This is a genomic window from Nocardia sp. NPDC059228 (assembly GCF_042754245.1).
GTDB lineage: Bacteria > Actinomycetota > Actinomycetes > Mycobacteriales > Mycobacteriaceae > Nocardia.
This window is the reverse complement of the sequence record NZ_JBHZAL010000031.1, coordinates 23,090-36,418: the sequence shown is the minus strand read 5'-3', so window position 1 is coordinate 36,418 and position 13,329 is coordinate 23,090. Positions and strand designations below refer to the sequence as shown.

The window sequence follows — 13,329 nt, the reverse complement described above, 5'->3', positions numbered from 1 at the left end:
ACCATCACCACCGCGAAGGACGAAGGTGCCTGAGAGGAGCGCACGCCGATCCGGCGTGACACGAGGGCAGGAACGGAAACCGAGGATTATGGCATCGACACCATTGCACCTGGGCGCGGCGCTGGACGGTGCGGGCTGGCATCCGGCGGCCTGGCGGGAACCGAACTCCCGGCCCGCGGAGCTCTTCGGAGCCCGCTACTGGACCGATCTCGCCGCCACAGCCGAACGGGGACTGCTGGATTTCGTGACCATCGAGGACAGTCTGACGGTGCCGCAGGCTCCCGACCGCGCCGTCGACCGGGTGCGTGCCCGGCTCGACGCCGAATTGATCGCCGCACGCCTCGCACCGGTCACCCGCCACCTCGGACTCGTCCCGGTGGTGACCACCACCCACACCGAGCCGTTCCATGTCGCCACGGCGATAGCCACGCTCGACTACACCTCGCATGGCCGGGCCGGCTGGCAGACCCGAGTGTCGGGAACTGCCTCCGAGGCGGCCCATTTCGGACGGCGCACCATCGATGAGCTCACCACCGCGGAGTTGGCCGAAGCCGTGACCTCGGGCCGATTCCCGCCCGCCGCGCACGAGTTGTTCGACGAGGCCGCCGATGCCGTCGAGGTGGTGCGCCGATTGTGGGATAGCTGGGAGGATGACGCGGAGATTCGCGACGTCGCCACCCGGCGCTTCATCGATCGAGACAAGTTGCACTACATCGACTTCCGGGGGCGCTTCTTCAGCGTGCGCGGCCCGTCCATCACTCCGCGCCCGCCACAGGGGCAACCGGTGGTGACGGCGCTGGCACACGCGCCGCTGATCTACGAATTCGCCGCCCGTGGTGCGGATCTGGTGTTCGTCACCCCGACGCACGACGAGGGTCCCGCACCGATCGTGCGCAGGGTGGCGGAGGCGGCCGACCGGGTCGGGCGGGTCGGCGAACCGCTGCGGGTCTACGCCGACCTGGTCGTCTTCCTCGACACCGCCGACGCCACCGGAGCGAAACGTCTGGCCCGCCTCAACGATCTCGCCGGTGCCGAATTCGTCTCCGACGCAGCAATTTTCACCGGCAGCGCGGATGCCCTGGCCGATCTGCTCGCCGCCTGGCACGACGCCGGGGTCGATGGCGTGCGCTTGCGGCCGGGTGTGGCCGTCGACGACCTGAGCGCCATCGCCGATGTCCTGGTGCCGGTCCTGCAACGCCGCGGCCTGTTCCGAACCGGCTACGCCGAGACCACCCTGCGTGGGCTGCTCGGCCTGCCCACCGCCGTCCCCAATCGATACGCGAACGCCTGAGCGAGGCCACCCATGAGCACATCCCGTAAGCAGGTCATCCTGGGCGCCTACCTCGGCGGCGTGAACCATCACACCGCCTGGTGGCATCCGCGAGCCGGCAGCCAGATCGATTTCGGCACCTTCGAACACACCGCGCGCACCGCCGAGCGGGGAAAGTTCGACTTCTTCTTCCTCGCAGAGGGACTCATCCTGCGCGAGCGCGCCGGTCGGATCTTCGATCAGGACATCATCGGCCGTCCCGACACGTTCACCGTGCTGGCCTCGATCGCCGCGGTCACCGAGCACCTCGGGCTGGCGGGCACGATCAACGCCACCTTCAACGAGCCCTATGAACTGGCCCGCCGGTTCGCCAGCCTGGATCACCTCTCCGGCGGCCGCGCCGCCTGGAATGTGGTCACCTCCTTCGACGCGTTCACCGGGCAGAACTTCCGGCGCGGCGGTTTCCTCGATCCCGCCGACCGCTATGCGCGTGCCGAGGAAACCCTGAATGTCGTGCGCGCACTGTGGGATTCGTGGGACGAGGACGACCTGGTGGCGGACAAGAGCACCGGCCGGTTCCTGGGCCGCGCCGACGCCGGGACGTTCTCCTTCCACGGCAGCCAGTTCGACATCGAAGGCCGGTTCACCGTTCCGCGCAGCCCCCAGGGGCGGCCGGTGATCCTGCAGGCGGGTGTCTCACCGCAGGGCCGGGCCTTCGCCGCCGCGAACGCCGACGCCATCTTCTCCCCCTACGGCAAGCTGCCGGAGGCGGCCGAGTTCTATCGCGACATCAAGGCACGCGCCGTGGCCGCCGGCCGCTCGGCCGACGACATCAAGATCCTGCCGTCGGCGAGCTTCGTGCTCGGCGACACCGAGGCCGAGGCGGTCGAGAAGTATCACGCCATCCGGAACGAACAGGTCACCGGTCAGACCGCACTGATCCTGCTGGAACAGATCTGGAACCGCGACCTGTCCGGCTACGATCCGGACGGCCCGGTACCCGCCATCGATCCGGATCCCGATGCCCCGCCGATCATCCAGGGCCGCGCGTTCGTTCATCAGGACCGTTTCGCGACCGTACGACGACTGCGCGAGGTCGCCGAGGCGAAGAAGCTGAGCCTGCGCGAGGTGGTCATCGACCAGTTCGAACGCGGACCGCTGGTCGGCACGCCGGCACAGGTGGCGCAGCAGATCGATGATTTCGTGAGCAACGACGGCTCCGACGGGTTCATCCTCGGTTCGCATCTGGTGCCGTGGGGCCTCGACGAATTCGTCGACCGGGTGGTGCCCCTGCTGCAGGACCGCGGCGTGCTGCGCGCCGACTACACCGGAACCACCCTGCGCGACAACCTCGGTCTCGCACCCGCAGCTCTCACACCTCGGGCAGCGGCGGCGAAGGTGTGAAGACGACCGGGAGGGCGGCCAGGGCGCGATGGAAAGGTCCTGGCCGCCAAGACAATTCGGGGCTCGGGATCGCCAGCTGGATTTCCGGGAGGGCGTCGAGCAACTGGTCGACGGCCTCCTGGGCGATCAGATAGGCCAGCGAATTGGCGGGGCAGGAGTGCGGGCCCGCACCCCAGGCGAGATGCGAGCGGTTGCCGGCCAGCTCCTTGTCACGGATGGCCGGATCGGTGTTGCAGGCCGCCATGCTGATGACGACCGGTTGGTGCGCGGGGAGCCAGTAGTCGTCCAGGAGAACGGGCCGGGGCGGGAAGCTGATGCAGAAGTTCGCCATCGGGGGATCGTCGAAGAGCACCGCGTCGAGCGCGTCCCGGGTGGACAGACTGCCGCCCAGCGCGCTGCCACGGAACCGGTCGTCCACCAGGAGCAGCAGCAGCGTATTGGCGATCAGATTCTGCTGCGGCTCGATACCCGCACCGTAGAGCGTGGCCAGCTGGTGCACCATTTCGGTCTCGCTCAGCTCGGCGGGATGGCGGAGCATGCGGGTGGTGACGTCGTCGCCCGGGTGCGCTCGTTTGTACAGGGTCAGCCGCAGCAGCGCGTCCACGAGCAGCTTGTTGCCCTGCTCCGCGCCGACACCCTCGAAGATGGCGCGGAAACCCTCCGCCGCCTGCCCCGCGATGTCCACCGGACAGCCGAGCAGGTGGTTGAGCACCCGGAATGCCAGCGGAAAAGCGTAGTCGCGCACCAGATCTGCCGACCCGGACGTACAGAACGTATTGATCAGCGACACCGCGACCCGTTCCACCGTGCCCTGCAGACCGTACTGATCGATTCCGGCCAGCCCCGCGGTATTGATCCGCCGGTACCGCGCGTGCTCGATTCCCGCACTACGCAAGGCATTCGGCCGCCACTGCATCATCGGCAGGACCGGACAGTCGGCGGGAACCCCTGCCTGCCACTCCCGCGGATCGGCGGGAAAACGGTCCGGATCGTTGAGAATCCTTACCGCCGTGCGATATCCGAGCACCAGTGTGGCCGGCACCCCGGGCGCCAACTCCACCGGGGCCAACGCCCCGAACTTGTCGCGCATCTCCCGATAGACCCGGTGTGGATCGGCCGCGAACTCCGGCGTGTAGATGGGCACCCGCGCACCGGCGGCATCGACCGCCGCGCCATACCGGCCGCCGGCGATCGGCACTGACTCTGACATCGAACCCACTCCACATACTGCGCAGCACTCCACCGACGCCCGACACCGCACGTCCCGGACCCGGACCGAGGTGTCACCCTACCGACGCGCGCGCTCCCCCGTGTGCCCATCGCGATCTTTTCCGCACGGGGGGTGCGACCGGGGGAATCCGGCCGGGTTCGACGAAATCATTGACAAGGGTGATCCGGCGTCGCAGGCTTTACGAGGCGCAATTGTTGTCTCGACAGTTGCTGCCGTTATCCGGTTGTCGGTGATCGTCGCCGAAGCGGCGGGGAGAGCCGCACAGCGCACGGAGATTCGGCGGACGCGGTGTCATCCGCGTCCGATCTCATAGTTCGGACGGAACCTACCGATGCGGAGGTTGAAATGTCTGATCGCAAGGGCCGAAAACCCAGCCAGATGGCAAACAAGGCCAAGCAGGGCATGAAGGACCAGGGCCAGCGCATGGAACGTGACGTGGACCGGCTGGCCGACGACGCCAAGCGCGATATGGACCGGGTGGGTGACGGCATGAAGCGAGAGGGCCAGCGGGCGCGGTCGGACATGGAGGACCGAACCAAGGAGATGAAGCGGAAGCTGCAGCACCACTAGCTCTTCCGTTCGGCGACGGCCGGTCCATCGGAGATCTCCGATGGACCGGCTGTTCCACCAGCTCTAAGACGAAATCGCCGGTGCCGATGCGGATTTCGCCACCGTCGGACAGCACCGCGGTGTCGCCGATCCGCTCACCGTGCACGAACACTCCGTTGGACGATCGCAGGTCGCGGATCACGAAGCTCGGGCCGGTGTCCACGATGACCGCGTGATGGCGGCTGACCTTGCCGTGTGAGAGCACCGGGTCGTTGTCCGGCAGACGCCCGATGCACAGCGCCGTGGACCCGAGACGGATGACCTTCCCGGTGTCGTCGCGAAGCTGCGCGGTTGCCGACGGCGAACGCTCGTCGATGATCGTGACCGCCACCGCGGCGGTCGCGGCGGCGGCCTCCTGCGCGGGCAGCGGCTCCTGCCGGAGCCGACTTCTTACGAAGTTCTCCGGGCTCGCTCACCTCGAGGAAACCTGCTGCCACCAGGCGAACAACTGCTGCGCCCGGTCGGAGTGACCAACCGCGAATCCCAGGACGCGATCGGGCTCCGAGGTCCAGAAAACCCCGGCCATCGGCGGATTGTCGGTGGATAGGTAGCATCCGACCTGTCCTGTCGGCTCGGCTCGACCGGGCGCCGTAAAGGAGTGCGGCCGACTGCCGTCCGGGCAATCGACGATCTGAAGATGGTCGGCGTACAACGTATAGGCGTCGCGCAGCGAGGTGACATCGGCGAAGGAAAGATAGCGAGCCGACGGGACCGATCCCGGAGGATCGCCGCCCGCACAATGCAACTGCGCCAAGGCTATCCGGGGAGTCGGCGGCCATTCGGGCGTGCACGTGTCCTGGGAGTACCCGGGAGGCAACAGCTTCAGCAAAGCGACCTCTGCGGCGGACAGCTTCGAAGTCCCCGCCCACGGGGGGCTCGGCGGGCGAGCGGCGATCCACACCCCGAGGCCGGCCGCCGATACGACCACGGCCGCGGAAACCATCAACCACCTGCGCCGTTTCGATCGACCGCGCCGGGTGGGCAGCTCGCTGCCCACGGGTGGAGCCGCGGTACTGTCCCGGACCGTGCACTCCTTTCGCTGATCCCCGCCGTGCAACGCGCGCCGAGCAGCGTGTGCCAATTCCGCGGCCGTCTCGAAACGATCGTCGGGATCCTTCGCCATGCCCCGCGCGATCACCTCGTCGAATGCAATCGGAACCCCTGGATACACCACGCTGGGACGCGGAATCCGGCCGAACAAATGGGCGCTGATCACCCGTTCGATAACGTCGCCGGCGTAAGGGCAAGTGCCGGTGAGGCACTCGTACAGAACACACGCGAGCGAATAGATATCTGTCCGGGGGGTGACCTCTTCACTCTGGAATCGTTCGGGTGCCATGTAGGCGCAGGTCCCGATCGCGGTGCCGGTGCTGGTCAATCCGGGACCGGTCGGCGAGCGGGCGATACCGAAGTCGACGAGGTAAGCGAAGTCGTCGTCGGTGACGAGAATATTGGCCGGCTTGATATCTCGGTGGATCAGTCCGTCGGCGTGCGCGGCGTCCAATGCCGCCGCGATCTGGCTGATGATGGTCACTGCCCGTTCCGGTGGCAGCGGACCGTCATCGGATAGCAAACCGCCGAGGTCCGCACCGCGGATGAGGCGCATATCGATGTAGAGCAGCCCGTCGATCTCGCCGTAGTCGTGGATCGGAATGATATGCGGCTCCGACAACCTTGCGGCAGTGTGTGATTCGCGGCGGAACCGCTGCCGGAAGCGGTTGTCCGCCGCCAGATCTTCGGGCAGCAACTTGAGTGCCACCGTGCGGTCCTTGATCGTGTCGTAGGCCTCGTAGACCTCGCCCATACCGCCGCGGCCGAGCAACTTCACGAGCCGGTAGTGCCCGAATACCGTGCCCACCCGCGAATTTCGCGCCGCCTGGCTCATGTCTCCGCTCACCGGTGTCTCCGCTACGTGGATCCGACCTGCTGTTGCCACCAGGTGAACAGCTGCGGCAGGTCCCCGGTGCCGTTGCCGAAGACGATGCTCAGGACGAGATCGGGCTCAGTGGTCCAGACGATTGCGGCGAGTGTCGGCAGACAAGCGACCTGACCGGTCGCCTGGTCCTGGCCGTGCGCCGTGTACGGGCCCGGTGTGCTTCCGTCCGGGCACTTTTCGTCTCCGGCGGAGTACCCGGAGGTCCATTGGGTGTAGCCGTCGCGAAGCGCGCCGACGGTGCCGTACTGAGAGAAGAAGGCGTCCCGGACAAACGGTTTCCCGCCCGGCACGCAATACAGCTTGGCTGTGCCACCCGGAGGCGGATCGACGTGCGCGCAGGTGTGCTCGTCGTTTCCCGGCGGCACGAGCTTCACCAGCGCGAGCTCCGCAGGCGTGAACTGCTTGGCCGATGTAGGTGCCGTGGACCCGGTGATCGCTGCCGTGGGGCCGTTTCGGTTCGAACGATTCGCAAGCCATATCCCGGCCGCGACGGAAATCACCAGCAGCACCGCCACCACGGCCGTCCCGATGCGCCACCGCTTCCGCGGCCGCAGCGGTTCGGACGGCTGTCGCGGTGCGCTGAGGATCGGGGCACGGTTCCTGCCCAGGATGGTGGCCGCAGTGTGCCGGTCGGTGTCACCGAGGGCGTCATGTGCGGCGCGGAACAGGTCCCCGGCGCGGGCGTAACGATCGGCGGGGTCTTTGGCCATGCCCCGCGCGATCACGTCATCGAAAGCGGCGGGGATGTCCCGGCGGGCCCGGCTGGGATGCGGGATCGGATCGAACAGATGGGCCTTGATCACGACCTGGATGCTGTTTCCTGGGAAAGGCCTTGTCCCGGTGAGACATTCGTGTAGCACACAGGCCAGTGAATAGACATCGGTGCGAGAAGTGATCTCCCCTTTACGGAATCGTTCGGGCGCCATGTAGGCATAGGTTCCGATCGCGGTGCCCGTGCTGGTCAGTCCCGGACCGGTCACGGAGCGGGCGATACCGAAGTCGACGAGATAAGAAAAGTCGTCGTCGGCGACGAGAATGTTGGCCGGCTTGATATCCCGATGGATCAGTCCGTCGGCGTGCGCGGCGTCCAATGCCGCCGCGATCTGGCCGATGATGCCCACCGCCCGACTCGGCAGCAGCGGTCCATCGCGGGACAAGATGCTGCCGAGATCCGCGCCACGGATCAAGCGCATATCGATATAGAGCAGCCCGTCGATCTCGCCGAAGTCGTGGATCGGAATGATATGCGGCTCCAACAGCCGTGCGGCGGTGTGAGATTCGCGGCGAAACCGTTCCCGATAGCGGGCATCGGCCGCCAGGTTTTCCGGCAGGAGCTTGAGCGCCACCGTGCGGTCCTTGGTCGTGTCGTAGGCCTCGTAGACCTCGCCCATACCGCCCCGGCCGAGCAACTTCACAAGCTGGTAGTGCCCGAATGCCGTGCCTACCCGCGAATTTCGCGCCGTCTCGCTCATTGGAAGCCACCCCGGCTCTTCCACCAGCCGAGCAATTCCTGCGCGTCGCCCGGCTTGTCCGCGTACGCGATCCCCACGGCGAGATCGGGTTCGTTGCTCCAGATGATCCCCGGAACCGAGGGATCGTCATCGGAGGCGAAGCAGCCGAACTGGCCGACGACGTCGCGCTCGGGTCGGGTGCCGTTGTAGTAGTCGCCCCCTTGTGAACCATCCGCGCACCGCGCGGGATGTACTTGCTGATTGACGACCTTGTAGAACGCGCGAACGAGATCCACGGTGGGAAACAGAAAGAATCGGGCCGCCGGGACTCCGGCCGCCGGTTGGCAATTCAAGGCATCCATCTGTACCGAAGCATTCGAATGCCCGGCATCGTGTAGACAATTCGCTCGGGTGTATCCGGTGGGGACGAGCTCGAGCAGCCGCTGGTCCGCGGCCGAGTATCGATTCGGTACTGGCGCACCGTCTCCCGCCAGCGCTAGGGCGGCAGCCACCACGACCGCCGCCAGAACGACGATCGCCGCGCGCCGTTTCGACAGAGCGGGCCGGGCCGGCTGCGGCTGCGGCTGCGGCTGCGGCTGCGGAACTAGGGTCGCTGATGGACCGCTCACTTCGGTCGCCTCGAACTCCGGCGCCCGTGTCGCGTCGGTGGCGGTGGGCGCGGCCGCGGTGGCGGTGGCAGCGGGCATTGCTTCGGTAGCGCTGGGCGGCCCGGCCTCGGTATCGCCCAGGATCGTGGCTGCCGACTGCTGCTCGGTGCTGTCGAGCGCATCGCGGGCGGCGCGGGCCAGCTCGCCCGCTGTCCGGTAACGGTCGGCAGGCTCCGCAGCCATGCCGCGCGCGATCACCGCATCGAACGCCGCCGGAGTTCCCGGATGCACCACGCTGGGACGCGGAATCGTTTCGAGCAGATCGTCACCGATCCCCGCCTCGGCACTGCCACCGGGATGCGGGCGGCTGCCGGTGAGGCATTCGTGGAGAACACACGCCAATGAATAGATATCAGCTCGACTGGTGATCTCTTTGTCCTGCAAGACTTCTGGAGCCTCGTAGCCAGAGACTCCGGCCCGGGCGTCCCTGTCGGTCGATCCGGAACCACGGACCGAGCGGCCGATACCGAAGTCGACCAGATAGGCGAAGTCGTCGTCGCCGACGAGGATATTGGCGGGCTCGACGTCGCCATGGATCAGCCCGTCGGCATGCGCCGCATCCAGCGCCGCCGCAACCTGACCGACCACGGCCACCGCGGTGGCCGCATCCATCGGACCGCGCCGGGCGAGCCGCGTTCCGAGGTCATCACCGCGAACCAGCCGCCGGTCGATGTAGAGCAATCCGTCGATCTCGCCGAAGTCGTGAATCGGGACGATATGCGGTTCCTGCAAACGCGCCGCGAGACGCGATTCGCGGCGGAATTGCTCCCGGTAGTGGGAATCGGCGGCCAGGTCTCCAGGCACCAGCTCGAGCGCAACCGTGCGGTCTTTGACCGTGTCATACGCCTCGTAGACGTCCCCCACACCACCGAGCCCGAGCAGCCTTTTCAGCTGGTAGTGCCCGAATGTCGTGCCTACCCGCGAGTCCGCCGCCGACTGGCTCATGCCGGTATACCTGCCTCCCGGAAGGTTGCAGGGACGTCACCGCTTCTTGCAATACCCGACGATAGCCCGCCGACGCCGCCTGAGGCGACGATCCGTACAGCCGGGGGAACGTCCCTTCCAGCCGCTTTCGGATGCCTGACCTCCGCTCACCAGCGATGGGCGGACGCGCGCATCGCCGTCGCCGACTCGCCCCAGTTCCACCTCCGGTATCGGCGGGCTCGATCGGGCCCGCAGCTAGCGGTCGGGCGGGTCCGCGTCGAGGTCGGCGACCATCCGGAACCCGGCCGCGATGCAGTCGGTCAGGACCTCCGGATCGGGGACAGCCCCGATGTCGGAGTTGATTCCGATGCAGCAGGTGGCGACGTGAGAGATCAGGGTGATATTGAACGCGGTACCGGTGGTGGGGCCGAAGGGATAGATCCGATCGACCTTCGCGCCGGCGAGGTAGAGGTCCACCGGGGAGCCCCGGACGTCGGAGGCGACGAAGTCGACGTGTTTGAACATTTCGGTGAGCAATCCGACCGGTAGCCGGTTGAAGGTCGCCGCGACGGCATTCGATAACGGGATCGCCGGTTCGTGCTTCCACCCCTCGACCGTGGCGTCGAGCGCGTGCATGAGGTCGACGGCCGCGGCCTTGTCGACCGGAACAGCGAAGCGCGCCAGAGTGATCCGGTTTCCACCGATCGGATCCGCAGCCCGCCGCAGACTGATCGGCATGGCCATCCGCAGTTGATCCACCTTCGCGCCGTGGCGGTCGTGATAGGCGCGCAGACCGATCAGCACTCCGGCCAGGAAGGCATCGTTGACCGTGCAGCCGGCGAGGTGCGCGCCGTGCCGCAGGGCATCGAGCGGCACATCCAATACCGTCAGCTTCCGGCCCAGGGTTCGTTCGGTCATCAGTGGCGACAGGGTGCTGGTGATGGGGTACGCGAGACGCAGCAGCGAACCCGCCAGCGCCGCACCGTCTTTGATCGCAGCGACCGGTTCGGTGACCGTCCGCCGGAGTGCCGGTAGGACGATCGACAGCCCACCGCGCACCAGTTCCGCGCCAACCGTCCAGTTCCATGCCACGATATCGCCGAGAACACCGCGCCCGTTCGCATGCGCGGTCTCCGGAATCTGCGCGCGCTCGGTGCCCGCGCGGTCGAAATCGAGTATCTCGCCGGCGATCTGGATACCACCGAGACCATCGGTGAGGCTGTGGTGCACCTTCAGGACAACGGCGCTCTTGCCATCGGCGAGACCGCTGAGCACGGTGAATCGCCACAGCGGCCGAGCGGGATCGAACGCTGCCATCGCCTCGGTGCGCGCGAACTCCAGCACCGACGACAGATCAGCGGGGGCCGCAACGTCGAAATGCCGCACATGCCACGACAGGTCGAAATCCGGATCCAGCGTCCACCGCGGGGGTACGAGACCAAACGGCACCGAAACCAACCGATGCCGGAATCGCGGTACCGCGCGCGTCCCCCGATCGATCATGCACAGCAACCGATTCCAGTCCGGTTCGGTGTCCAGCAACAGCACCGACACGATCGTGGAACGAAGGCTCGGGTCCTGCTCCATGCTCCACGTGAAGAGGTCCGACTGTGTCATATGGGAGTCGAGTGAAGCCATTGTCCGCGCCATCCGTAGTAACTGCCCGCGCCGTCGGCCGGTCCTTCCGATCCGAGACCCTGGAACCGCTCGGCGCACCCGAATCCCGTACCCGCAGAGCATGTCCTCAGTTCACTGTGACTCCACCGAACTGGTGATCGGGAGGGCAGAAGGTCACCGGACCGTCCTCGAACTGCAGAGAGCCGAATCGCCGCGCCCCGCCGGCGGCGTAGTTGCACGTATGTTGCACGGAAAAACGGCCGGTCATCGACAAACATCGATGACCGGCCGTCTTCTGCAGACCTGGCCGGGCGTTATTCAAACCGCACTGACCTGTTAAGACAGCGCCTCTGCCAACGATGGCCGAAGAACTCGTCCACGCCTACCGCGGCGGGGACGTTGCGGCGCTGCAGCCAGCTTGCCCGATACCCGGTATGTCGGCCGGCAGTCGGACCATGCGACACCGACTATGCCTGCAGCGCCGGCTGATCGGCGGGCAGGTTCGGTGTCGCGGGCTCCAGCGCGCCTACAACGGCACCCACCCCCGCCCCGATTGCGGAACCGACCACGGCCGCGGGGATCGCGAACACTGCGGCACCGATGGCAGCACCGATTACCGGTACGACCACCAAGCCCGCCGGGAGGAAGGGAATACCGGCAATGAAACCGGCGACGGCACCGACCATCGCACCGGTCGAGGTCAACGGGCTGGAAACGATCCCCGCCACCACATTGCCCGCAAGTGCACCGGCGAGAGCGTCGGCGGCCATGCGGTCCGACCGCGTCGGCGAGAATCCGACCGAGTCGAATCCCTGGGCCAGCATGGCCTCCGTCTGCCCGTAGGAGTCGTTGATCCCGTCGACGAACCCGGGGTCGACCCAGTCCGGCCGTCCGACCGAAACAGAGCCGATGCGAATGGTCCCGTCCGGCGCCTGGATCGGCGCGACGGGCGGGGCGAGGGCCGTTGGCAGGTGCAGACTGGACGGATCGACCGGGGCGAGGCGGCCGTCAGGAGCGGGCCGCTTCCCGCTCATATCGTTGCGACTGGTCGCCGTTGGAGGATTGGCCGCATCCGCCAACGCCGGGGAGACCTCCAACAGCGTCACCGACAACGGAACCGTCGCGAGGACCAGTAGTGATCCAGCACGCCCGAACCGCCTGGTCGAACGAGCGAGATGCTGTCCTGCCATGAATGACCTCTCTGTCGACTTCTGATGAGTTGTGCAAGAGATTCGAACGGCACGCCGGGCGGATACGGACGCCCACGAGCTGCTTGCGCCGATCGGCCATGCCTTGATCCCGCTTCATCACCAGAACGGGGCATGACTATGGCGAATTGGCGACGCAAGACTCCCGTGGCCTGCGCCGACTGCCATGGCGCTATCGTCTTATCGCACGTATGCGCTGATTCGACCTCAGGTCAAGCCTCGGCGACCCGAGCTGCTGCGGAATTGGCAGATATCGACTGTCTCAGGTATTTCGGACGCATATCAGTCCAGTTCGTCGTTGATCAGAACGGAGAACCGGCCGTCTTCGTCATCGAATGGGTTAGTGCTCATACTCGCCTCACAATTGCAGCATTGATTGCGTCGTGTAGCAGGTGGCCAGGAGCAAGACAATCATCCCTGGCGCGTACATGGCCTGTACGCACCAGGGATGACTAGATCAACACCATCGTCATCTCTGTCCGCGCGAGTCGATACTTCCCGCAGATCTTGCCTGCGAACTGCACGGTGTTCCGTACCGCGCGATGCACGGATGGGAACCGACCGGAAACCTAACCACCGTGGGCCAGGACGTCAAGTACTTCCACACGGCTGGCGTGTCACCTGGCTTGTTCGTGCAAAACGGACAAAATCCGAACATTGGACATAGGGTGCGCGCCAGAGGGATTGGCGCGACGAGAATCGCCACCAAGCGCGAAGCCGGCCACGCTGTGTTCAACGCACTCCTTGCGATCACCGGGGCCTATGTAGCTGGTTCACCGAGGGCGCGCAGCAATATGGCCACCATTCAGCTAACACAATGAGATGGGTCTGACACTTGTCGATCCATCCCGGACGCAGGGCGACTGACAGGTTTGCCGGAATCCCAGGACCGAGGCTGTGGGTGTTTCGTCCGAATAGAGACGGTCACCAATCCGGCAAACAGGAAAGCTTTCCTCTTTATCCATCGATTATCGCCCAATAGCTGTAATGTGGCGAACGATCCGCTACCCC

Annotated in this window: 10 protein-coding genes and 1 pseudogene; 4 read left to right on the top strand and 7 right to left on the bottom strand. The window is 66.3% G+C overall.

The window, feature by feature from the left end; all coding sequences use genetic code 11:
- Nucleotides 1–88 precede the first annotated feature (88 nt).
- Nucleotides 89–1,291 (top strand): LLM class flavin-dependent oxidoreductase, encoded by a 1,203-nt coding sequence (locus ACFXKA_RS33505; protein WP_379430345.1) that lies wholly within the window; start codon nt 89–91, stop codon nt 1,289–1,291.
- Between the two features lie 12 nt (nt 1,292–1,303).
- Nucleotides 1,304–2,674 (top strand): NtaA/DmoA family FMN-dependent monooxygenase, encoded by a 1,371-nt coding sequence (locus ACFXKA_RS33500; protein ID WP_379430344.1) that lies wholly within the window; start codon nt 1,304–1,306, stop codon nt 2,672–2,674.
- Here the strand turns inward: ACFXKA_RS33500 and ACFXKA_RS33495 are convergent.
- On the bottom strand, nt 2,643–3,884 hold the full coding sequence (locus tag ACFXKA_RS33495; protein WP_379430343.1) for a cytochrome P450: 1,242 nt from the start codon (nt 3,882–3,884) through the stop codon (nt 2,643–2,645). The genes ACFXKA_RS33500 and ACFXKA_RS33495 overlap by 32 nt on opposite strands.
- A 366-nt stretch (nt 3,885–4,250) precedes the next feature.
- Here ACFXKA_RS33495 and ACFXKA_RS33490 point away from each other — a divergent pair, with 366 nt between their 5' ends.
- Nucleotides 4,251–4,475 carry a hypothetical protein gene (locus tag ACFXKA_RS33490; protein WP_354836682.1) on the top strand — a complete coding sequence of 75 codons (225 nt, stop codon included), beginning with the start codon at nt 4,251–4,253 and terminating at the stop codon, nt 4,473–4,475.
- Nucleotides 4,476–4,548: 73 nt separating this feature from the next.
- Here the strand turns inward: ACFXKA_RS33490 and ACFXKA_RS33485 are convergent.
- The 6 genes and pseudogenes from ACFXKA_RS33485 to ACFXKA_RS33460 all read right to left on the bottom strand — a co-directional run.
- Nucleotides 4,549–4,845 (bottom strand): annotated as a pseudogene (locus ACFXKA_RS33485) (FHA domain-containing protein); the annotation flags it as partial.
- Between the two features lie 81 nt (nt 4,846–4,926).
- On the bottom strand, nt 4,927–6,411 hold the full coding sequence (locus ACFXKA_RS33480) for a serine/threonine-protein kinase (RefSeq protein ID WP_379430342.1): 1,485 nt from the start codon (nt 6,409–6,411) through the stop codon (nt 4,927–4,929).
- A gap of 11 nt (nt 6,412–6,422) precedes the next feature.
- Nucleotides 6,423–7,922, bottom strand: a complete 1,500-nt coding sequence (locus ACFXKA_RS33475; protein ID WP_379430341.1) for a serine/threonine-protein kinase — start codon at nt 7,920–7,922, stop codon at nt 6,423–6,425.
- A complete protein-coding gene (locus ACFXKA_RS33470; RefSeq protein WP_379430340.1) occupies nt 7,919–9,514 on the bottom strand; it encodes a serine/threonine-protein kinase in 1,596 nt (531 codons plus the stop codon). The genes ACFXKA_RS33475 and ACFXKA_RS33470 overlap by 4 nt, the downstream gene beginning before the upstream one ends.
- Nucleotides 9,515–9,748: 234 nt before the next feature.
- Nucleotides 9,749–11,131, bottom strand: a complete 1,383-nt coding sequence (locus ACFXKA_RS33465; protein ID WP_379430339.1) for a wax ester/triacylglycerol synthase domain-containing protein — start codon at nt 11,129–11,131, stop codon at nt 9,749–9,751.
- Between the two features lie 446 nt (nt 11,132–11,577).
- On the bottom strand, nt 11,578–12,300 hold the full coding sequence (locus tag ACFXKA_RS33460; protein WP_354836690.1) for a hypothetical protein: 723 nt from the start codon (nt 12,298–12,300) through the stop codon (nt 11,578–11,580).
- A gap of 596 nt (nt 12,301–12,896) precedes the next feature.
- Here ACFXKA_RS33460 and ACFXKA_RS33455 point away from each other — a divergent pair.
- On the top strand, nt 12,897–13,139 hold the full coding sequence (locus tag ACFXKA_RS33455) for a hypothetical protein (RefSeq protein WP_379430338.1): 243 nt from the start codon (nt 12,897–12,899) through the stop codon (nt 13,137–13,139).
- Nucleotides 13,140–13,329 lie beyond the last annotated feature (190 nt).